The organism is Ramlibacter montanisoli, assembly GCF_013087525.1.
In the GTDB taxonomy this organism is placed as follows: Bacteria; Pseudomonadota; Gammaproteobacteria; order Burkholderiales; family Burkholderiaceae_C; genus Ramlibacter; species Ramlibacter montanisoli.
In genome coordinates, this window is the sequence record NZ_JABFCS010000001.1 from 4,099,810 (window position 1) to 4,119,518 (window position 19,709).

The window sequence follows — 19,709 nt, forward strand, 5'->3', positions numbered from 1 at the left end:
GGCTAGCCCCAGGTGGATTCGTCGGCCGGGACGGTGCGCAGCGCGTTGCGCACCAGCTCGCAGATGCGTTGCGGCGGAACGTTCACGCCGCCCACGCCGGCCAGCACGCCGTGCAGCTGCGGCGGCGTGTCCAGGCCGTAGAGGGCGCTGCGCAGTTCCTGGTGCAGGATGCCGCCCAGGCCCGGCGAGTGGTCGCGGTCCAGCACCAGCACGTGCGGCACGCCCCAGAGCGCCCGTTGCAGCGCGCGCAGCGGCAGCGGCCGCAGCATGCGCAGCTTGAGCAGGCCGGCCGGCACGCCCTGCGCGCGCAGCGCGTCGATCGCCTCGCGCGCGGTGCCGCACATGCTGCCCAGCGCGACCACCACGATGCGCGCGCCGTCGCAGCGGTAGCGCTCGACCAGGCCGTAGGTGCGGCCCGTGAGTTCGCCCCAGGCGCGGTCGGCCTCCTGCGCCACTTCGAGCGCCGAAGCCATTGCCTCCTCCATCGCCTGGCGGTGCCGGCAGTACATCGCCTGCGTCACCACGTTGCCCCAGGAGGATGCGGCCTCGGTGTCCAGCCGCTGCGCCGGCAGGTAGGGCGGCAGGTAGCGGTCCACCAGCTGCTGGGGCGGCACGTGCACCGGCTCCAGCGAATGCGAGACGTAGAAGGCGTCGTGGCTCACCATCACCGGCAGGCGCACCCGCTCGGCGATGCGGAAGGCCTGCAGCACGGTGTCGAGCGACTCCTGCGGGCTCTCGCTGTAGAACTGGATCCAGCCGGTGTCGCGCTGCGCGAGGCTGTCGGTCTGGTCGGGCCAGAAGGCCCAGGGCGAAGCCACCGTGCGATTGACGTTAGCCATGACGATGGGCGCGCGGGCGCCGCTGGCGTAATGCAGCACCTCGTGCATCAGCAGCAGGCCCTGCGAAGCGGTGGCCGTGAACACCCGCGCACCCGCGAGCGAGGCAGGGATGCAGGCCGCCAGCACGGAATGCTCGGATTCGGGCGTGAGGATCTGCGCGTCCATCTCGCCCTGGGCGTGGAACTCGGTGATCTGTTCCAGGATGGGCGTCTGCGGCGTGATCGGATAGACCGGCACGACCTGAGGCCGTGCCAGCTTGGCCGCCCAGGCCACCGCATGGTTGCCGTTGAGCAGCATGGTGCTTCCCTGGACTTCGTTCATCGCAGTTCCTCCTGCAGCAGCATCGAGCCCGTCGGGCATTCCCGCACGCAGATGCCGCAGCCCTTGCAGTAATCGGCCAGCACCGCATAGCCCTCCGGCCCGTGGCTCACCGCCAGGTCGGGGCAGTACTGGAAGCAGTTGTCGCAGGAGGTGCAGCTGCCGCAGGAAAAGCAGCGGGCGGCCTCCGCCTGCAGTTCGGATGCGCTCAGGGGCAGCTGCACTTCCGGGTTGCCGGTGAGGCGATCGGCGACCGGCAGGCGGCGCTGCTGCGCGCGCCGCGCCTGCGGGTGGTACCAGGTGGCGATCTCGTGGGCAGCCGTCGCCGGCACCGTGGACGCGGGCGTGCGCGCCTGCCCGCGCCAAGCGCGGTCGATGTCGAGCGCCGCGCGCTTGCCCATGCCGACCGCCTCGGTCACGAAACGCGCCATGCTGGCCACGTCGCCACCGGCCCAGAGTCCCGCCCTGGCCGTGGCCTGGTGTTCGTCGACGCAGAGCACGCCGCCCGATGAAGACACGCCGGCCGCGACGTCGAGGTCGGCGTCCTGGCCGATGGCCACCACGATCGCGTCGGCCTCCAGCCGGAAGTCGCTGTCCGCCAGTGGCTGCACGACGCCGGCATCGAAGTGCACGCGCACGCAAGCGAGCCCCAGCGCGCCGGCAGCGTCGGCCACGCCGCGCAGCATCGCGCCGTCGCACAGCAGGATGCCCTCCTCCAGCGCCTCGTGCAGCTCCTCGCGCTGCGCCGGCATGCGCTCGCGCGGCTCCAGTGCCAGCACGGTCACGGCGCAGCCGGCCCGGCGGCGCTGCGCGCGACATCCATCGCGGCGCTGCCGCCGCCGACCACGACGATGCTGCGTCCGAGCCGGGGCGTGTCGCCCTCGCTGCAGCGGGCCAGGTAGTCGCTGCCCTGCATCAGCCAGGGGGCCGAGGCCGGAAGCTGCGGCAGCCGCTTGCTGCGCGCGGCGCCGGTGGCGAGGTACACGGCATCGTGGCTGCCCCGCAGGCCTTCGATGGCCGCCGCGTCGAGTGCCTGCACGCGCACCTCGATGCCGAGCGCGAGGATGCGGTCGACCTCTGCGTCCAGCACCTCGCGCGCAAGGCGGTAGGCCGGGATGCCGTGGCGCATCAGCCCGCCCAGCCGGGGCTGCCGCTCGTAGAGCGTGACGCGCCAGCCGCGCAGGCGCAGCTGGTACGCGGCCGACAGGCCCGAGGGGCCGCCGCCGACGACGGCGGCGTGCCCACCGCTGGTGGCGTCGGGAGCGGCGAACTGCCAGCCCGCGGCCAGCGCCGCATCGCCGACCGCGCGCTCCAGCGCACACACCGCCAGCGCCTCGTCGTGCGCCGCGCGGTTGCAGGCCGACTCGCAGGGGTGGTGGCAGATGCGGCCCGAGATCGCGGGGAAGGGGTTGTTGAGCGTCAGCACTTCCCAGGCGCGCTTCACGTCGCCATTGCGCGCGTGGCCGATCCATGTGGCGATCTCGCCGTTGACAGGACAGGCCTGGTGGCAGGGCGAGGGCCGTGCCAGGTGCCGCGGCAGGGCCGCGCGCCAGGTGCCGGTCTTGAAGACTTCGGTGGTCCCGGTGGTCCAGGCGGTGGGCGGCAGGGACGCGTTCATGGCGCGACTCCTGCAGCTGCGCACTCGCCGCCTCGTAGCCGGCGACGCAGGCTGCGGCGTTCTCCTCGCCCATCTGCGGCGACTCGGTGCGCAGCAGCGCTTCCAGCGTCACCAGCGGCGGTTCGCCGAGCACGCGCGCCAGCGCCCCCAGCAGCGCCGAGTTGACGATGCGCCCCAGGCCCAGGTTGCGCGAGATGCTCATGGCATCGACCGCGACGATGCGGTAGCCCGGCGCCTGCGCGCGCAGCTGTGCCGCCGTGTGCGCGGAGTTCACCACGATGGTCGTGCGCTCGTCCGCCCGCGACAGCAGCGGCGGCTGCAGCAGGCTGGCGTCGAAGCAGAGGATGGCGTCGGCCCGTTCGATGTCGCAGCGCAGCCGGATCGGGTGTTCGGCCACGCGCAGGAAGGAACTCACCGGCGTGCCGCGCCGCGCCCCGCCGTAGGTGGCGAAGGCCTGCACCTGGCGGCCGCCGGCGAAGTAGGCCCGCGCCAGCAGGTTGCCCGCGGTCTGGGCGCCCTGCCCGCCGCGTCCCTGGATGATGATTTCGCGCATCGGCTGCTCCTGCTTCACGCCGCGGTGGCGTGGATTTGTTGACGAAGTGCAAGGTTTGCGCACGCAGGCCGCCTACCATGGGCTGCAACCTGGAGGCCACCATGCTGCTGACCGTGAGCAACCTGCACAGCTGCTATGGCGAGAGCCACATCCTGCGTGGCGTGGACCTCGCGCTGCCGGAAGGTGCGGCGCTCGGCCTGCTCGGTCGCAACGGCATGGGCAAGACCACGCTGATCAAGACGCTGCTGGGCATCGTCCGCCCGCGCGAGGGCAGCGTGCGCTTCGCGGGGCGCGAAGTGGCGGGCCGCGCGCCGTGCGAGATCGCGCGCCTGGGCATCGGCTACGTGCCCGAAGGACGCGGCATCTTCGCCAACCTCTCGGTGCGCGAGAACCTGCAGGTGGCGGCCCGCCCGGGCCGCGACGGCCGCTGCGACTGGACCTACGAGCGCGTGCTGGACACCTTCCCGCGCCTGAAGGAGCGGCTGGACACCGGCGGCCAGCTGGTCTCCGGCGGCGAGCAGCAGATGGTGGCCATCGGCCGCGCGCTGCTGACCAACCCGCGGCTGATGATCCTGGACGAAGCCACCGAGGGCCTCGCACCGCGGATCGTCGAACACATCTGGCAGGTGGTGGCGCAGATCCGCGCCGCCGGCATCAGCACCATCATCGTGGACCGCAACTACCGCTCGGTGCTGCGCCACACCGACTGCGCCGTGGTGCTGCAGAAGGGCAAGGTGGCGCTGGCCGGCAGCTCCGCGGAGCTCGCGCAGCAGGCGCCGGCGCTGGAGGGCTTGCTGGGCGTGTGAGTTCATCGCGGCAGCACCGCCGTGGCTTCGAGCTCGATGCAGGCCGGGTGGTCCAGCAGGTCGGCCACGAAGATCATGCTCATCGCCGGATAGTGCCGGCCCATGCGCTCGCGCCAGATCGCGCCCAGCTCCGCCCGGGCGGCGAGGTAGGCGGGCTTGTCCTTGCAGAAGGCGGTGATGCGGCAGACGTGGCGCGGCTCGCCGCCCGCGCAGGCCAGCACGGCCAGCACGTTGTCCAGGGCCTGCGCGAACTGCGGAGCGAGCGCCTCCGACGCGAAGCGCTGCTGCGCATCCCAGCCCACCTGGCCGGCGATGAAGACGATGCGGCCGGCCTCGGCCTCGATGCCGTTGGCGTAGCCGGTCGGCGCCGTCCAGCCTTCGGGAAGCAGCACGCGCATGGAGGCCTCCCGGTTCAGTCGTGGTAACGCGGAGGATCCGGGTCGTCCGCCCAGTTGGCGGGCGGGGGCGGCACCTTCGCCAGCCAGCCTTGCAGCAGGTCGATGTGTTCCTGCTCCTCGGCCTGCAGCCGCAGCGCCGCGCGCCGCACCTCCTCGCTGTCGCTGCGCGCCACCAGCGCCGCGAAGAAGTCGTGCGCTTCGCGTTCCGCCTGCAGCGCGACCTGCAGCGCATGCCAGGGCTGCATCAGGTAGTGCGCCTGCTGCAGGTCGGCGCCGCGCGGCGCCTGCGCCGCTGCCGGCGGCACGGGCGGCTGCTGCCAGCCCATGCTGCGCATCAGCTCCTCGGCGTGCCGCGCCTCCTGCGTCGCGAGCGAACGGAACAGCGCTGCCGCCTCGCGGTTGTTGTGCGTCTCCAGCACGTCGGCGAACTCGGTGTAGCGCTCCACGGCCTCGCGCTCGAAGGCGCAGGCATGCGCCATCAGCTCCTGCAGCGTGCGTGGTACGGCAGCGGGCTGGCTGCTCACAGCGCGAACTCCGCTTCCAGGTCGGGGACGGTGCGGCGCGCAGGCCCGGGCATCCCGGAGTAGGGGGCGCGCTGGCCCGCGTACAGCACGCCGATGTTGAAGCCGTCGTCGGTCATGATGCGCTTGGCGGCCCGCGCCGCATCGTCGGTGGGTGCGACCGGGGCCGGATGCACCACGTTCTTCCAGTCGCGCTGCTCGGGGCGGAAGGTGATGCAGGGGCTCAGGATCTCGATGAAGGAGAAGCCCGGGTGGCGGATGCCGGCGGCGATGATCTCCGCGGTGGTGTTCTGGTCGCCGGAGAAGGCGCGCGCGACGAAGTTCGCGCCGGAGGCCAGCGCGATCACCAGCGGGTGGAAGGAGCGCACGCCGGTGCCGCCCGGCGACAGCTTGCTGTCCCAGTCCGGCTCGGTGGTGGGCGAGGGCTGGCCCTTGGTCATGCCGTACACGTGGTTGTCCATCACGATGTAGGTCAGGTCCACGTTGCGGCGGCAGGCGTGCAGGAAGTGGTTGCCGCCGATCGAGTAGCCGTCGCCGTCGCCGCTGGCCACCAGCACCGTGAGTTCGGGGCGTGCGACCTTCAGCCCGGTCGCGGCCGCGAGCGAACGCCCGTGCACGCCGTGGAAGCCGTAGCAGGAGGTGTAGGCCGGGATGCGCGAGGAGCAGCCGATGCCGGAGACCACCGCCACTTCGTGCGGCGGCCGGCCGACCAGCGACAGCGCCTTGGTGACGGCGTTGAGCACCGTGTAGTCGCCGCAGCCCGGACACCAGATCGGCTTGGTGGCGGACTTGTATTGCTGCGCGGCGTAGGCCTGCGCGCTCAGGCCGGGGGATGGCACATGTCATTCATGATGTTCGCTCGCGCTGATGTCACCCTCTCCCGCTTGCGGGAGAGGGCCGGGGTGAGGGGACGAAGTCACGGGCGCTGCTCCTCGGGTTGCGCCCAGGCGAGCAGGGCGGCACGGATGTCGGTGGGCCGCAGCGGCAGCGGCCCGGGGCGGTGGAAGCTCGCCGGCTTGCCGGGCAGGTCGGCCACGCCGCGCAGGTAGTGCAGCAGCTGCGCGCCGTGGTTCTGCTCCACGACCATCACGCGCTGCACGCCATCGAGCGCGCGCTCCAGCACCGCGGCCTGCAGTGGCGCCAGCAGCCGCAGCACGATCACGCGCAGCTCCACGCCCTGCGCCCTGGCGCGCTGCACGGCCTCGTGCACGGGTCCGGCGCTGGAGCCGAAGGTGATCACCGCGAGCGGGCCATCGCCTTCGACGTCGGCCCAGCGGCTGCCGTAGTCGTGGTCGCGCAGCTTGCGCAGGCGCTTGTCGAGCTGGCGGCGGTGGTCGGCGGCCTGGCTGCTGGGAACACCCGCTTCGCTGTGCTCCAGGCCGTCCGCCGTGTAGGTGACGCCTGGGGTTCCCGGAATCGCCATCGGCGACACGCCGGTGGGGGTGTCGCGGTAGCGCCGGTAATCGGGCGTGTTCGCGGCAACGGTGCTGCGCAGCGCGGTCGATGCGGGCAGCGCCGGCGCGGCGATGACGGCGCGCGACTGGCCCATGAACTGGTCGGACAGCACGAGCGCGGGCGCCTGCAATGCCTCCGCGAGCTGCACGGCCCATTGCAGGGTGGCGGCGCAGTCGGAGATGGAAGTCGGCGCAAGCACCAGGCGCGGCGCGTCGCCGTGCAGGCCGCCCACCGCGTACGACAGGTCGCTCTGCTCGCTCTTGGCCGGGATGCCGGTGGAGGGACCGCCGCGCATCACGTCGACGACGACGATCGGCACTTCGGCGGCGACCGCCAGGCCGATGCCCTCCGTCATGAGCGAGAGTCCGGGCCCCGCGGTGGCGGTGAGCGAGGGCACGCCGCCGAAGGAAGCGCCGATCACCATGTTGATCGAGGCCAGTTCGTCCTCGGCCTGCAGCAACGCGCCGCCCACCTGCGACAGCGCCGGCGCCATCCACTCCAGCATCTCGGTGGCCGGCGTGATCGGGTAGGCGGCGACGAAGCGGATGCCGCCGCGCAGCGCGCCGTAGCCCGCCGCCTCGTTGCCGCTGAGGACCCAGCGCGGCGAAGCGGCCTCGCGCCGTTCGTGCGGCGCCGCGGCGACGTCGCGCGCGGCGGCCACGCCTTCGCGCAGTGCGCGCAGGTTGGACTGCAGCACGTCGGCGTCGCGCTTCCAGCCGGCGTGCACCGCTTCCTCCAGCGCGTCCAGCGGCAGCCGCGCCAGCGCGCCGGTGACGCCGAGTGCCAGCATGTTGATCCAGCTGCCCGGGATCGCCTTGGCCATCTTCTTGAGCGGCAGCGCGAGCACGCGCGCGCCGGTGGCGAGGAACACTTCCGGCACGTCGCCGGCATCCGCGTCGCACACCAGCAGGCCGCCCTGGCGCAGCGGGATCTCGTCGGCGAAACGGTGCACGTTCTGCCAGTCGATGGCGAACAGCACGTCGAAGGCGTCGTCGAGCGACTCCACCTGCTGCGTGGCTATGCGCAGCAGGGCGGCGGCCTCGCCGCCGCGGATCTGCGGCCCGCTCGTGCGCACCATCAGCCCGTACAGGCCGGTGCGCGCCGCCGCGTCCAGCAGCCATTCACCGGCCGTCATCACGCCGCTGCCGCCGCTGCCGGCAATCGCGACCGACACGGTTTCCGCGACCGCCGGGCTGGTGAGGCCCGGACGGACTTCGCTCCTCATGGATGCATCCACGGTTTGTCTCCTCGTGGCCCTGGTGGATGGGGAGTAAAAGGCCGGCGGCCGATCCAGACCTTGGCCCAGATCAAGGTTTTTGCGCAAAAACGTCCCAGAATCCGCCAAATCGGCATTGGAGTACCGGTTTACCGGATCTGCCGGCCCGGAGACCGCGTCCGGGGATCCGCCGCGGCCAACGCACGAGGAGAAACGATGAGCATCGACGCGACCAGGTGGGTGATGACGGCGCCGCAGGAGCCCATGGTGCGGCGCGATTTCGTGGCGTCCGCGGGACCGGGGGAAGTGGTGGTCGAGGTGGCCGGCTGCGGCGTGTGCCACACCGACCTGGGCTACTACTACGACGGCGTGCGCACCAACCAGCCGCTGCCGCTGGCGCTCGGGCACGAGATCAGCGGCAAGGTCGTGAGCGCCGGCGACGGCGCCTCCGCCTGGCTCGGGCAAGTCGGTCATCGTGCCGGCGGTGCTGCCCTGCGGCGAGTGCGACCTGTGCAAGCGCGGGCTGGGCACCATCTGCCGCGGCCAGAAGATGCCGGGCAACGACATCCAGGGCGGCTTCGCCTCGCACATCGTGGTGCCGGCGCGGGGGCTGTGCGAGGTGGACCTCGCGCGCCTTGCGCAGGCCGGCCTCACGCTGCCGCAGGTCTCCGTGGTCGCCGATGCGCTGACCACGCCTTACCAGGCGGTGCGGCGCGCGGGCGTCGCGCCGGGCAGCGTCGCCGTGGTCATCGGCACCGGCGGCGTGGGCGGCTACTGCGTGCAGGTCGCGGCCGCCGCCGGCGCGGCGGTGCTGGCGATCGACGTCGACGACGGCAAGCTGGACATGATCTCAAAGTACGGCGCCGCGAAGACCCTCAACAGCCGCGGCATGGACGCCAAGGCGATCAAGCAGGCCGTGTCGGCCTTCGCCAAGGAGCGCGGGCTGCGCGCCACCGAGTGGATCGTCTTCGAATGCTCGGGCACCGCGGCCGGCCAGCGGACCGCGTGGAACCTGCTGGTGCACGGCGCGACGCTGTGCGTGGTCGGCTTCACCATGGACAAGGTGGAAGTGCGGCTGTCCAACCTGATGGCCTTCGACGCCCGCGCCATAGGCAACTGGGGCTGCCCGCCCGAACACTATCCCGCCGCGCTCGACCTGGTGCTGCAGGGCAAGGTGCAGGTGGCGCCCTTCGTCGAGAGCCACCCGCTGGACGACATCAACCGGATCTTCGACGCGGTGCACCGGCACCAGATCCGCCCGCGCGTGGTGCTGCAACCGCGCTGAACCCCAAGGAGCCGAGGAGACAAACCCATGAACGCATCCGCGCTGGTCCCCCAGATCGAATTCAAGAACCACGACCTCGCGCCCCAGCCGGGCAAGCCGGGCGTGCGCTACGAGAAGCGTCCCGCGCGCCGTCCCGACGGCAGCGAAGTGGCCGGCCTCTACAACGCCTGGATCACGCTGGACAACCCCTCGCAGTACAACTCGTACACGACCGACATGGTCAAGGCCGTGATCCTCGCGGTGCGCGCCGCATCCAATGCACGCGACGTGAACTGCATCGTGTTCACCGGCGCCGGGGACAAGGCCTTCTGCACCGGCGGCAACACCAAGGAATACGCCGAGTACTACGCCGGCCAGCCGCAGGAGTACCGCCAGTACATGCGCCTGTTCAACGACATGGTGACGGCGCTGCTGATCGCGGACAAGCCGGTGATCTGCCGCGTCAACGGCATGCGCATCGGCGGCGGCCAGGAGATCGGCATGGCCTGCGACTTCACCGTCGCCCAGGACCTGGCCAAGTTCGGCCAGGCGGGTCCCAAGCACGGCTCCGCGCCGATCGGCGGCGCCACCGACTTCCTGCCGGTGATCATCGGCGCCGAGCGCGCGATGGCCGCCTGCGTGCTGTGCGAGCCCTTCTCGGCGCACCGCGCGTACCACATGGGAATGATCACGGAAGTGGTGCCGGCGCTGAAGGTCGATGGCCGCTTCATTGCCAACCCGCTGGTGGAGACCCAGCGCGCCTATGACGAATTCGGCCGCCTCGCCTACGGCGCCTTCAAGACGGGCGACGCGGCCAAGGAGGGCAAGGCGCTGATGGCCAAGGGCACGGTGGACCTCTCGCTGCTGGACGAGGCCGTGGAGGCGCTGTGCGCCAAGATCCTGCTGACCTTCCCCGAGTGCACGCTCAAGACGGTGGAGGAACTGCGCAAGCCCAAGCTGGACGCGTGGAACCGCAACAAGGAGAACTCGCGCGACTGGCTGGCATTGAACATGATGACCGAGGCCCGCTCCGGCTTCATCGCCTTCAACGAGGGCACGAAGGAAGACCGCGAGGTGGACTTCGTGCTGCTGCGCCAGAAGCTCGCGGCCGGCGCCAGCTGGCTGGACTCGCTGCACGACGACATCCAGCCGAAGAAGGCCTGAGATGGACACCGCCTCCCCCTGAAGGCCTGGCTGGAAAAGGACGGCGCGCTGCTGCGCCTGCGCCTGGCCAAGCCCAAGGCCAACCTGGTCGACGCCGCGATGATCGAGGCGCTGCACGAGGCGCTGACCCAGTACCGCCGCCACGTGATGCTGCGCGGCGTGATCCTCGACGCCGAAGGGCCGCACTTCAGCTTCGGCGCCAGCGTCGAGGAACACCTGCCGGCGAAATGCGCGGCCATGCTGGCCTCGCTGCATGCGCTGCTGCTCGAGATGCTGGAGTTCCCGGTGCCGGTGCTGGTCGCCGTGCAGGGCCAGTGCCTGGGCGGCGGGCTCGAGCTGGCGCTGGCCTGCGGCCGCATCTTCGCGGCGCCGGGCGCGCAGTTCGGCCAGCCCGAGATCAAGCTGGGCGTGTTCGCACCCGCCGCCTCCGCGCTGCTGCCCTACCGCGTGAACCAGCCGGCCGCCGAGGACCTGCTGCTCACCGGCCGCAGCATAGGCGCCGAGGAAGCGCTGGCGATCGGCCTGGTGCAGGCCGTGGTGGAGGACCCCGCCGCCGCCGCCGCGAGCTGGTTCGAGCAGCATCTCCTGGGCAAGAGCGCCGCGGCGCTGGCCTGCGCCACCGTCGCCGCCCGTGGCGTGATGCAGCACAAGGTGCGCGAGCGCCTGGCGGAACTCGAACGGCTGTACCTGGACTGGCTGATGCGCACGCACGACGCCAACGAGGGGCTGGCCGCCTTCCTGGAAAAGCGCCAGCCCGCCTGGACCCACCAATAGGAGACCCGGCATGGACACGAGCCATCCCGTGCACGCGATCGTCGAGCGCTGCCAGCAACTGTTCGACGACCTGGACTTCAACGCGGTCAAGCAGTGGAAGGCGGCGGTTCCCGGCCGCAAGGCGATCGGCTACATGCCGGTGTACGTGCCGCGCGAGCTGATCCACGCCGCCGGCATGCTGCCGGTGGGCATCCTCGGCGGCGGCGACGCCATGGAGGTGATCCAGGGCGACGCCTACTACCAGAGCTACATCTGCCGCATCCCGCGCTCCACGCTGGAGCTGGGTCTCACCGGAAAGCTGGACTCGCTGGACGGGATGCTCTTCCCCTCCATCTGCGACGTGATCCGCAACCTCTCGGGCATGTGGCAGATCCTGTTCAAGGACAAGTACGTCAAGTACTTCGACGTGCCCCAGAACTACGTGGACGAGGTCGGCGGCAACTTCTACATCCACGAGATGCAGGCATTGCGCGACGACCTGGGCAAGATCCGCGGCGCGACCATCACCGACGCCGAGATCAACGAATCGATCCGCGTCTACAACGACAACCGCGCGGCGATCCGGGAGCTGTATGCCTACCGCGCGGTCAAGCCCTGGCAGGCGCCGACCTCGGAGGTCTACCTGGTGCTGCGCGCCGGCATGGTGCTGCCCCCGGAGGAGCACACGGCGCTGGTGCGCGAGTACATCGCCGCGACCGACCAGGTGGCGCGGGCCCGCCGCGACAACGCGCGCGTGGTCGTCAACGGTTCCTTCTGCGAGCAGCCGCCGCTGGCCCTGATCAAGTCCATCGAGATGGCCGGCTGCTACGTGGTGGACGACGACTTCATGCTGGTCACCCGCTGGCTGCTGGACGAGGTGCCGGCCGACGGCGACCCGCTGCAGGAGCTGTCCAAGGCCTTCCTGCACCGCTCCGCCTCCACGGCCGCCAAGTACGACGCCACGCGCGCGGAGAAGGGCATGTTCCTGCTCAAGCAGGTCAAGACCCGCGGCGCCGAGGGCGTGATCTTCGCCGCGCCTTCCTTCTGCGACCCCGCGCTGCTGGAGCGGCCGATGCTGCAGGACGTGCTGGCACAGCACAAGGTTCCCTACACGGCATTCAAGTACGCGGAGAACACCGGCCAGATGGCGCCGATCCGCGAGCAGGCCGGCACCTTCGCCGATTCGATCAAGCTCTGGAGTGATGCAGCATGAACACGGTCATTTCGATGCCGGAGAGCCGCAAGGCCAAGCCCGTCGCGATCAAGGAAGACGCGATGAACCTCCAGAAGGAGCTGATCAACCGCAACTACATGGACCTCGCGCAGGCGCGGCAGATGGGCCGCAAGGTGTCGGCGACCTTCGTGCCGGGCAACCTGAACGAGCTCCTCATGTGCTTCGACTTCGCGCGCAGCCTGCCGGAGACCAATGCGCTGCAGAACGGCATGCGCAAGAAGTCCGGCAAGTTCATCATGGACGCGGAGCGCGACGGCCAGAGCGAGGACGTCTGCACCTACGTGAAGGCAGACCTGGGGATGATGATGGGCGGCGAGATCGGCCCCACCGGCGACCCGTTGCCGCGGCCCGACGTGCTGCTGCTGTCGTACACGGGCTGCTTCACCTTCATGAAGTGGTTCGAGCTGATCCGCCACAAGTACGGCATCGAGACCCTGATGCTGCACGTGCCCTACCAGAGCCAGGGCCGCATCGATCCCAACATGCGGCAGTACGTGGTCAAGCAGCTGAAGGAAACCATCATCCCGGCGCTGGAGCGGATCTCGGGCGTGAAGTTCGACATCGACCGCCTGCGCCAGTACATGAAGGAGTCGGCCAAGGCGGAGGAGGACCTGGTCAAGGTGCTGCAGTCCGCGAAGCACCGGCCTTCGCCCATCGACGGCTACTTCGGCGCGGTCTACTACATCGGCCCGATCTTCACCGCCTTCCGCGGCACGCCGGAAGCCACCGAGTACTACCGCGTGCTGCGCGAGGAGATTGAGACGCGCATCCGCGAAGGCCGCGGCCCGATCACGCCGGAAGGCGAGATGGGCGAGGAGAAGTACCGGCTGGTGGTCGAAGGCCCGCCCAACTGGACCAGCTTCCGCGAGTTCTGGAAGATGTTCTACGACGAGGGCGCGGTGGTGGTGTCCTCTACCTACTCCAAGGTCGGCGGCCTGTACGACTTCGGCTTCCGCCACGACCCGGACAACCCGATCGAGTCGCTGGCCGACTACTGCCTGGGCTGCTACACCAACCTGAGCCTGCCGGCGCGGATCGACATGATCTGCAACTACATCGACGAGTACCAGGCCGACGGCCTGCTGATCAACTCGGTCAAGAGCTGCAACAGCTTCTCCGCCGGCCAGCTGCTGATCCTGCGCGAAGTGGAAAAGCGCACCGGCAAGCCGGCGGCCTTCATCGAGACCGACCTGGTGGACCCGCGCTACTTCTCCGCGGCCAACGTGAAGAACCGGCTGGAGAGCTACTTCCAGATGGTCAAGCAGAAGCGCACCACCGGCATCGGCGCGGGCGTGCGGCCGGTGATCCCGCTGACCGTGGCCCAGTGAAGGGGAGGACGCACATGCGCTGCTTCATCGGCATCGACCTGGGCTCCACCACCACCAAGGCGGTGGTGATGGACGAGAACCAGAACATCATCGGTCGCGGCATCACCAACTCGCGCTCGAACTACGACACGGCCGCCGCGGTGGCCAAGCAGGAAGCGCTGCTGAACAGCCGCTTCTACCTGTTCCGACAGGCGCTGCAGCGCACCGGCGCGCTCGACGGCGCGCTCGACGTGTTCATCGAACAGCTCGAACGCGACTTCCGCGCCGAGCAGTACATGGAGCAGCTGCAGGACCTGGAGGAGACCTGCTACCGCAACCTGGAGACGGCACATTTCGGCGCCGCCACCGAGTCGGTGCGCGAGGCGTTGCGCGAGGTGTTCCGCCGCATCAACGCGGAAGCGCCCTCGCTGTTCGCCCCCGGCGCCAAGCGCAAGAGCGACTTCTTCCGCGACATTGCCGGCAGCCAGTACCTGGCCATCGGCGAGGCGGTCGCCAAGGAGTCCGGCACGCGCTACGACTACCTGCTGAACCTGTTCGACCGATCGATCATCGAGGTGGAGAACCGCGTGTACGCGGACTCGATCCGGCGCCACCTGCTGGCGGCACTGGAGCGCACCTTCATCGCCGTGCCGGCATCGGCGCAGCGGCGCACCCAGGTCGAGGCGCCGATCAAGGGCGTGCTGGACACCGAGATGGAGGAGACCTACGTGGTGGGCACCGGCTACGGCCGCGCGCGCCTGCCCTTCTCCAAGGAGCACGTGCGCTCCGAGATCCTGTGCCACGGCCTGGGCGCCCATGTGATGTACCGCGGCACGGCCACCGTGCTGGACATCGGCGGGCAGGACACCAAGGCGATCCAGGTGGACCCGGCCGGCATCGTCGAGAGCTTCCAGATGAACGACCGCTGCGCCGCCGGCTGCGGACGATATCTCGGCTACATCGCCGACGAGATGAACATGGGGCTGCACGAACTGGGCCCGATGGCGATGAAGTCCACCAAGGCGATCCGCATCAACTCCACCTGCACGGTGTTCGCCGGCGCCGAGCTGCGCGACCGCCTGAGCCTGGGCGACAGGCGCGAGGACATCATGGCCGGCCTGCACCGCGCCATCATCCTGCGCGCCATGTCGATCCTGGCGCGCTCGGGCGGCATCCGCGACCAGTTCACCTTCACCGGAGGGGTCGCCAAGAACGAGGCCGCCGTCAAGGCGCTGAAGGGCTGGTCTACGAGAACTACGGCCAGCTCACGCTGAACATCGACCCCGATTCGATCTACACCGGCGCCCTGGGCGCGTCCACCTTCGCCTGGCGGGCGGTGGTGGAGGACGGCAAGACCGCCGAAAGGAGGCTGGCAGCATGATCCACACCGTCGGCATCGACATCGGCTCCGGCGCGGTGAAGAGCACGCTCTTCCGCGTCGACGAGGACGGCAGCACGCACTGGCTGGCCAAGCGCTGCGAGCGCATCCGCCGGCGCGACCCCATGACGCTGGCGCGCGAGGGCCTGGACGCGGTGCTGGCCGACGCCGGCCTGGCGGGCAACGACATCGCCTACATCGCCACCACCGGCGAGGGCGAGAACGTGAAGTTCGCCACCGGCCACTTCTACACGATGACCACGCACGCGCGCGGCGGCGTGTTCCTGCGGCCCGGCATCAATGCCGTGGTGGACGTGGGCGCGCTGAACGGCCGCGCGATCTACGTGGACGAGCGCGGCAAGGTGCTGTCATACAAGATGACCAGCCAGTGCGCTTCCGGCTCCGGCCAGTTCCTGGAGAACATCGCCCGCTACCTGGGCGTGGCGGTCGAGGAGATCGGCGCGCTGTCGAAGAGCTCGAAGGACCCGGAGAAGGTCAGCTCGATCTGCGCCGTGCTGGCCGAGACCGACGTGATCAACATGGTCAGCCGCGGCATCGCGACGCCGGACATCCTCAAGGGCATCCACCTCTCGATGGCCTCGCGCATCGTCAAGCTGCTGAAGGTGACCGGCATCAAGAGCGGCACCGCGCTGCTGACCGGCGGGCTGGCCCTGGACGAGGGCCTGCTGGCCGCCGTGCGCGAGGAGATGGCGGCCGAGAAGGTGCCGGTGGAGGTGGCGAGCCACCCCGATTCGATCTACGCGGGTGCGATCGGCGCCGCGCTGTGGGGCGCGTACCGGCATGCGCGCCTGCATGAACTGCAGCAGCGCGCTGCGGCCTGAAACCGAAGGAGACACACCATGGCCCTGATGATCGTGGAAGGCTGCACCGCCTGCGACGCCTGCCGTCCCGCCTGCCCGAACGAGGCGATCAGCATCGGCGAGATCGTGTACGTGATCGACGCGCTGCGCTGCACCGAATGCGTGGGCGCGGAAGACGAGCCGCAATGCAAGCTGGCCTGCCCCGCCGACTGCATCGTGCAGAACCCTGACTTCGTCGAATCGCAGGAAGAGCTGCTGGCGAAGTACAGCAGCCTGCACGGCTAGGTCATCAACTGCGACGGCGTGCGGCCGTCGAAACGGAACTCCACGTCCTTCACGCCGAAGGACGTGCCCACCGCGAGCGCGGCGGCAACCATGGGCGCGTCGGACGAGACCAGGCGCTGCCGGTTGGCGACGTCGGCGATCGCGACGCTGGTGAGCCGGCCGCCTTGCGTCGCGACCATGCGGCCGTACTGGCCGTCGGCCACCAGTGCCGCGGCGTAGGCGCCGAAGGCCGTGGCCAGCGTGCGGTCGAAGGCGTGGGTGGGCGTGCCGCCGCGCTGCACGTGTCCCAGCATGGTCCGGCGCACCTCGCTGGTCAGGCGCTGCGTCAGCTGCTGCTCCAGCACGCCGCAGATGCCGCCCAGGCGCAGCGGATCCGGGCTGTCGGCCACGACCTGCCGGATCGCGTGCTGGCCGCCGATCGGCTTGGCGCCCTCGGCCACGCAGACCAGCGTGTAGCGCTGCCCGCCCTGTTCGCGCGCGCGGCAGACGCGCGCGACCTCCTCGATGTCGTACTCCATCTCCGGGATCAGGATCACGTCGGCGCCGCCGGCCACGCCCGCGTACAGCGCGATCCAGCCGGCGTAGCGCCCCATGGTCTCCAGGATCATCACGCGGTGGTGGCTCTGCGCGGTGGTGTGCAGCCGGTCGATGGCCTCGGTCGCGATCGCCACGGCGGTGTCGAAGCCGAAGGTGCGATCGGTGTACATCAGGTCGTTGTCGATCGTCTTGGGCACGCCCACCATGGGGATGCCGGCCTGCTGCAGGCGGTGCGCGATCGACATGGTGCCGTCGCCGCCGATGGCCACCACGGCGTCGAGCCTGAGTTCGTCGCGCGCGTAGCGCACGGCCTCGGCCGACACGTCGGCGTTGCCGCGCAGGTGGTAGGCGAAGGGATTGGCCTTGTTGCTGGTGCCCAGGATGGTGCCGCCGAGCGTGAGGATGCCGGAGACGTCGCGCAGCGAGAGCGGGCGGGACTGCTTCTCCACCATGCCCGCGAATCCGTCGACGAAGCCGACGACCTCGGCACCCCGGTCCAGGATGAGGCTCTTGGTGACCGCCCGGATGACTGCGTTCAGCCCGGGGCTGTCGCCGCCGCCGGTGAGGATGCCTACTCGCCTGGGAACGGTCATGGCAGGAATGGGTGGCGCGGCTGGCGGGGATCGAACCCACGACCCTTGGCTTCGGAGGCCAATACTCTATCCACTGAGCTACAGCCGCATTTGATGCGAGCGTGCATTATCGCCGATGCCCGCCGTCCTGCCGGGCCGCGGCCTCGGCCCGGGGCCGGCGCGGGGGTGCTCGCTATAATTACCGGTTGATCCCGAAATCGAGATTTCATTGAGGACGCCCATGAGCGACGCGCACGAAGAAGCCCACACCGGCCCGATCAAGACCCCCAAGCAGCTGCTGATCGCGGTGCTGTTCTCCTTCCTGGTCCCGGTCTTCGTGATCATCGCCCTGGTCGCCTTCGTGGTGGCCGAGAACAAGCCGGCGGGCGCGCGGGACGGCGAGAAATACGTGCTGGGCGGCGTGAGCGCCCAGGACATGGAGCGCGGCGTGGCCCAGCGCATCCGCAAGGTCGGCACCGTGGAAGTCCGCGATGCCAACCGCCCCCTGGCCAGCGGCCAGCAGGTGTTCCAGGCGCAATGCACGGCCTGCCACAGCACCGGCGCGGCCGGCGCGCCCAAGGCCGGCGATGCCGCCGCCTGGGCCGCCCGCATCAAGACCGGTTTCGACGCGCTCGTGCAGTCCGCCCTGAAGGGCAAGGGCGCGATGGCGCCGCAGGCCGGCGGCGAATTCAGCGAAGTCGAGATCGCGCGCGCCGTGGCTTTCATGGCCAACTCCGCCGGCGCCAAGTTCGCCGAGCCCGCGGCACCGGCCGGTGGCGCAGCCGCCGCAGCGCCTGCCGCTGCTGCGGCTCCTGCCGCTCCGGCCCCGGCTGCCGCCGCCACGGCTGCTCCCGCCGCTGCGGCGACCGCTGCCGCTGCAGCCGCTCCGGCTCCCGCCGCCGCCCCCGCGCCCGCGCCCGCGACCCAGGTCGCTGCCGCCGGCGCCGGCGGCCAGGCCCTGTACCAGCAAGCCTGCGTGGCCTGCCACGCCGCGGGCGTGGCCGGTGCGCCGAAGCTGGGCGACAAGGCCGCCTGGGCACCCCGCCTGGCGCAGGGCGTTCCGGCCCTCGTGAACAGCGCGCTCAAGGGCAAGGGCGCGATGCCTCCCAAGGGCGGCAGCGCGGCACCGGATGCCGACATCAAGGCGGCCGTGGAATACATGGTGGCGCAGTCGAAGTAAGCGCGCCCCTCGCACGAAGAAGCCGGCCCCGCGCCGGCTTTTTTGTGCCCGTGACGCGGATCAGCCCGGGGTGTTCGCCGCCGCCAGTGCCGCGGGGCTGCGCACGAAGCCGTAGCGATCCGGCAGGTCGGCACTGCGCACTTCGGCGGGTTGCCAGCGCCCGGACTCCACGGCTTCCGAGGCCTGCACAATGTCCTGGGTGTGCACGATGCCGATGCCGTGCTCGGTCTCCAGGTAGAGCCGCCCGCTTTCGTCCACCAGGCAGGCCTTCACCTGCGCGGGCAGGCCGGTGTGGCTGGTGACGCCGGCGTCCGGCGCGACCCGCCAGATCCAGGGCGTCGCCTGCAGTTCCACGTACACCCGCTGCGGGCCGTTCTGGAAGAACCACTGGCCGCGGTCGTCGTGTTCGTAGTTGCGGTGGATGAAGTCCACCAGCTTCTCGTGCCGCAGCAGCGAACCCTTGGCGGCGGGGAAGGCGCCGGCGGCCTGCACGCGGTCGTCGCGCATGTACCAGTTGCCGCGCTCGTCCAGCCCCAGCCAGCCGTAGCAGTTCGGCACGTTGGGCCACTTGGCCATGGCCTGGCGCACGATGTCGTCCATGGCCCATTATGGGCGGGCGGGCTCAGCGCAGGAAGGCGTCGTAACCGGTCTTGAGGATGAGCGCGCTCACCACGAAGATGAACACGACGCGCACGAAGGAAGCGCCATGCTTGAGCGCCATGTGCGTGCCCAGCAGGCTGCCCGCCACATTGGCGATCGCCAGCGCCAGTGCGTAATGCCACCACACATGGCCCTTGAGTGCGAACAGGATCAGAGCGGCCAGGTTGGTGGCCGTGTTGATCAGCTTGGCCGCGGCCGAGGCATGCAGGAAGTCGTAGCCCAGCACCCGCACGAACAGGAACACGAAGAAGCTGCCGGTACCCGGCCCGAAGAATCCGTCGTAGAAACCGAGGACGGCGCCGATCGCGCAGGCGGCCAGCGTCTGCGCGCGGCCGGCCAGGGTGGGGGCGTGGTCGCGGCCCAGGTGCTTGCGCGCCAGGGTGTAGAGCAGCACGCCCAGCAGCACGAAGGGCAGCACCCGGCGCAGGAACTCGGGGAGATCACCGTCACGGCCCAGGCGCCGAGGAAGCTGCCCGCGAAGCCCGCCGCGGCGGCCGGCAGCAGGGTGGGCCAGTGCATGTCGACGCGGCGGCTGTACTGCACGGCCGACAGGGCCGTGCCCCAGACCGAGGCGCTCTTGTTGGTGCCGAACAGGGTGGCCGGGTGCGTGGTGGGGAAGACCGCGAAGAGGGCGGGCACCAGGACGAGCCCCCGCCACCCACGATCGCGTCGACGAAACCCGCCAGCACCGAGGCCAGCGACACCAGCAGCAACTCCATCGCCCCGATTGTCGCAGGCGGCTCTGCAGTACTTTCGACGGACCAATAAAAAGCGCCGCATCAGCGGCGCCTTGAGGGTGTGCGGCCCGCTTTGCGCGGTGCCGTCCAGAT

General features: G+C 70.3%; 17 protein-coding genes, 1 tRNA gene and 5 pseudogenes. 11 read left to right on the forward strand and 12 right to left on the reverse strand.

What is annotated here, in order from left to right; translation table 11 throughout:
* Positions 1–2: 2 nt before the first annotated feature.
* From HK415_RS20285 to HK415_RS27285, 4 genes and pseudogenes are all read right to left on the reverse strand, one after another.
* Positions 3–1,160 (reverse strand): transketolase C-terminal domain-containing protein, encoded by a 1,158-nt coding sequence (locus HK415_RS20285; protein WP_171562410.1) that lies wholly within the window; start codon positions 1,158–1,160, stop codon positions 3–5.
* The gene (locus tag HK415_RS27280; protein WP_171563578.1) at positions 1,157–1,588 is read right to left on the reverse strand and encodes a 4Fe-4S binding protein; all 432 of its coding nucleotides are present in this window, start codon (positions 1,586–1,588) and stop codon (positions 1,157–1,159) included. Before HK415_RS27280 ends, HK415_RS20285 begins: the two co-directional genes overlap by 4 nt.
* A gap of 24 nt (positions 1,589–1,612) precedes the next feature.
* Positions 1,613–2,775: pseudogene (locus HK415_RS20295) on the reverse strand (FAD-dependent oxidoreductase); the annotation flags it as partial.
* A gap of 85 nt (positions 2,776–2,860) precedes the next feature.
* Positions 2,861–3,328: pseudogene (locus tag HK415_RS27285) on the reverse strand (2-oxoacid:acceptor oxidoreductase family protein); the annotation flags it as partial.
* 104 nt (positions 3,329–3,432) lie between these two features.
* On the opposite strand from HK415_RS27285, the gene HK415_RS20305 reads away from it, so the two are divergent.
* Positions 3,433–4,134: an ABC transporter ATP-binding protein gene (locus HK415_RS20305; RefSeq protein ID WP_171563580.1), complete on the forward strand. Its 702-nt coding sequence runs from the start codon at positions 3,433–3,435 to the stop codon at positions 4,132–4,134.
* Positions 4,135–4,136: 2 nt separating this feature from the next.
* Here the strand turns inward: HK415_RS20305 and HK415_RS20310 are convergent, their stop codons facing one another.
* From HK415_RS20310 to HK415_RS20325, 4 genes are all read right to left on the reverse strand, one after another.
* On the reverse strand, positions 4,137–4,532 hold the full coding sequence (locus HK415_RS20310) for a RidA family protein (RefSeq protein ID WP_171562414.1): 396 nt from the start codon (positions 4,530–4,532) through the stop codon (positions 4,137–4,139).
* A 14-nt stretch (positions 4,533–4,546) separates the two neighbouring features.
* A complete protein-coding gene (locus HK415_RS20315; protein ID WP_171562416.1) occupies positions 4,547–5,056 on the reverse strand; it encodes a ferritin family protein in 510 nt (169 codons plus the stop codon).
* Positions 5,053–5,892, reverse strand: a complete 840-nt coding sequence (locus HK415_RS20320; protein ID WP_216369843.1) for a 2-oxoacid:ferredoxin oxidoreductase subunit beta — start codon at positions 5,890–5,892, stop codon at positions 5,053–5,055. The genes HK415_RS20315 and HK415_RS20320 overlap by 4 nt, the downstream gene beginning before the upstream one ends.
* 77 nt (positions 5,893–5,969) lie before the next feature.
* Positions 5,970–7,745, reverse strand: a complete 1,776-nt coding sequence (locus HK415_RS20325) for a 2-oxoacid:acceptor oxidoreductase subunit alpha (RefSeq protein ID WP_216369844.1) — start codon at positions 7,743–7,745, stop codon at positions 5,970–5,972.
* A gap of 243 nt (positions 7,746–7,988) precedes the next feature.
* On the opposite strand from HK415_RS20325, the pseudogene HK415_RS27290 reads away from it, so the two are divergent.
* The 9 genes and pseudogenes from HK415_RS27290 to HK415_RS20365 all read left to right on the forward strand — a co-directional run.
* Positions 7,989–8,168 (forward strand): annotated as a pseudogene (locus HK415_RS27290) (alcohol dehydrogenase catalytic domain-containing protein); the annotation flags it as partial.
* Between the two features lie 25 nt (positions 8,169–8,193).
* Positions 8,194–9,009, forward strand: a pseudogene (gene had, locus HK415_RS20330) (6-hydroxycyclohex-1-ene-1-carbonyl-CoA dehydrogenase); the annotation flags it as partial.
* Between the two features lie 27 nt (positions 9,010–9,036).
* A complete protein-coding gene (oah, locus tag HK415_RS20335) occupies positions 9,037–10,152 on the forward strand; it encodes a 6-oxocyclohex-1-ene-1-carbonyl-CoA hydratase (protein ID WP_171562418.1) in 1,116 nt (371 codons plus the stop codon).
* 30 nt (positions 10,153–10,182) lie between these two features.
* Positions 10,183–10,926 (forward strand): cyclohexa-1,5-dienecarbonyl-CoA hydratase, encoded by a 744-nt coding sequence (locus tag HK415_RS20340; RefSeq protein WP_256373121.1) that lies wholly within the window; start codon positions 10,183–10,185, stop codon positions 10,924–10,926.
* A gap of 10 nt (positions 10,927–10,936) precedes the next feature.
* Positions 10,937–12,118 carry a benzoyl-CoA reductase subunit C gene (gene bcrC, locus HK415_RS20345; protein ID WP_171562420.1) on the forward strand — a complete coding sequence of 394 codons (1,182 nt, stop codon included), beginning with the start codon at positions 10,937–10,939 and terminating at the stop codon, positions 12,116–12,118.
* A complete protein-coding gene (gene bcrB / locus HK415_RS20350; RefSeq protein ID WP_171562423.1) occupies positions 12,115–13,467 on the forward strand; it encodes a benzoyl-CoA reductase subunit B in 1,353 nt (450 codons plus the stop codon). Before bcrC ends, bcrB begins: the two co-directional genes overlap by 4 nt.
* A gap of 14 nt (positions 13,468–13,481) precedes the next feature.
* Positions 13,482–14,720: a benzoyl-CoA reductase subunit A gene (gene bcrA / locus HK415_RS20355; protein ID WP_216369846.1), complete on the forward strand. Its 1,239-nt coding sequence runs from the start codon at positions 13,482–13,484 to the stop codon at positions 14,718–14,720.
* Between the two features lie 103 nt (positions 14,721–14,823).
* Positions 14,824–15,666, forward strand: a complete 843-nt coding sequence (bcrD, locus tag HK415_RS20360; RefSeq protein WP_171562426.1) for a benzoyl-CoA reductase subunit D — start codon at positions 14,824–14,826, stop codon at positions 15,664–15,666.
* Between the two features lie 18 nt (positions 15,667–15,684).
* Complete coding sequence (locus HK415_RS20365) at positions 15,685–15,930, forward strand: YfhL family 4Fe-4S dicluster ferredoxin (protein ID WP_171562428.1); 246 nt, start codon at positions 15,685–15,687, stop codon at positions 15,928–15,930.
* On the opposite strand, the gene HK415_RS20370 is transcribed toward HK415_RS20365, so the two are convergent.
* The gene (locus tag HK415_RS20370; protein ID WP_171562431.1) at positions 15,927–17,060 is read right to left on the reverse strand and encodes an ATP-dependent 6-phosphofructokinase; all 1,134 of its coding nucleotides are present in this window, start codon (positions 17,058–17,060) and stop codon (positions 15,927–15,929) included. The two genes, HK415_RS20365 and HK415_RS20370, sit on opposite strands and share 4 nt — an antisense overlap.
* A 12-nt stretch (positions 17,061–17,072) precedes the next feature.
* A tRNA-Arg gene (locus HK415_RS20375) sits at positions 17,073–17,148 on the reverse strand.
* Between the two features lie 132 nt (positions 17,149–17,280).
* Between HK415_RS20375 and HK415_RS20380 the strand changes: the two genes are divergently transcribed.
* Positions 17,281–18,219 carry a c-type cytochrome gene (locus tag HK415_RS20380; protein ID WP_171562433.1) on the forward strand — a complete coding sequence of 313 codons (939 nt, stop codon included), beginning with the start codon at positions 17,281–17,283 and terminating at the stop codon, positions 18,217–18,219.
* Between the two features lie 60 nt (positions 18,220–18,279).
* Here HK415_RS20380 and HK415_RS20385 read toward each other — a convergent pair whose 3' ends face one another.
* On the reverse strand, positions 18,280–18,819 hold the full coding sequence (locus HK415_RS20385; protein ID WP_171562435.1) for a DUF2946 family protein: 540 nt from the start codon (positions 18,817–18,819) through the stop codon (positions 18,280–18,282).
* A gap of 22 nt (positions 18,820–18,841) precedes the next feature.
* Positions 18,842–19,598 (reverse strand): annotated as a pseudogene (locus tag HK415_RS20390) (sulfite exporter TauE/SafE family protein).
* Between the last annotated feature and the right edge of the window lie 111 nt (positions 19,599–19,709).

Bases quoted from the DNA above. Each gene is read 5' to 3' on its own strand.
- bcrB (WP_171562423.1), top strand. From the start codon at position 12,115: ATGAACACGGTCATTTCGATGCCGGAGAGCCGCAAGGCCAAGCCCGTC.
- HK415_RS20310 (WP_171562414.1), bottom strand. From the start codon at position 4,532: ATGCGCGTGCTGCTTCCCGAAGGCTGGACGGCGCCGACCGGCTACGCC.
- HK415_RS20385 (WP_171562435.1), bottom strand. From the start codon at position 18,819: ATGGACGACATCGTGCGCCAGGCCATGGCCAAGTGGCCCAACGTGCCG.
- bcrA (WP_216369846.1), top strand. From the start codon at position 13,482: ATGCGCTGCTTCATCGGCATCGACCTGGGCTCCACCACCACCAAGGCG.
- oah (WP_171562418.1), top strand. From the start codon at position 9,037: ATGAACGCATCCGCGCTGGTCCCCCAGATCGAATTCAAGAACCACGAC.
- HK415_RS20380 (WP_171562433.1), top strand. From the start codon at position 17,281: ATGAGCGACGCGCACGAAGAAGCCCACACCGGCCCGATCAAGACCCCC.
- HK415_RS27280 (WP_171563578.1), bottom strand. From the start codon at position 1,588: ATGGCGCGTTTCGTGACCGAGGCGGTCGGCATGGGCAAGCGCGCGGCG.
- HK415_RS20285 (WP_171562410.1), bottom strand. From the start codon at position 1,160: ATGAACGAAGTCCAGGGAAGCACCATGCTGCTCAACGGCAACCATGCG.
- bcrD (WP_171562426.1), top strand. From the start codon at position 14,824: ATGATCCACACCGTCGGCATCGACATCGGCTCCGGCGCGGTGAAGAGC.
- HK415_RS20370 (WP_171562431.1), bottom strand. From the start codon at position 17,060: ATGACCGTTCCCAGGCGAGTAGGCATCCTCACCGGCGGCGGCGACAGC.
- HK415_RS20365 (WP_171562428.1), top strand. From the start codon at position 15,685: ATGGCCCTGATGATCGTGGAAGGCTGCACCGCCTGCGACGCCTGCCGT.
- bcrC (WP_171562420.1), top strand. From the start codon at position 10,937: ATGGACACGAGCCATCCCGTGCACGCGATCGTCGAGCGCTGCCAGCAA.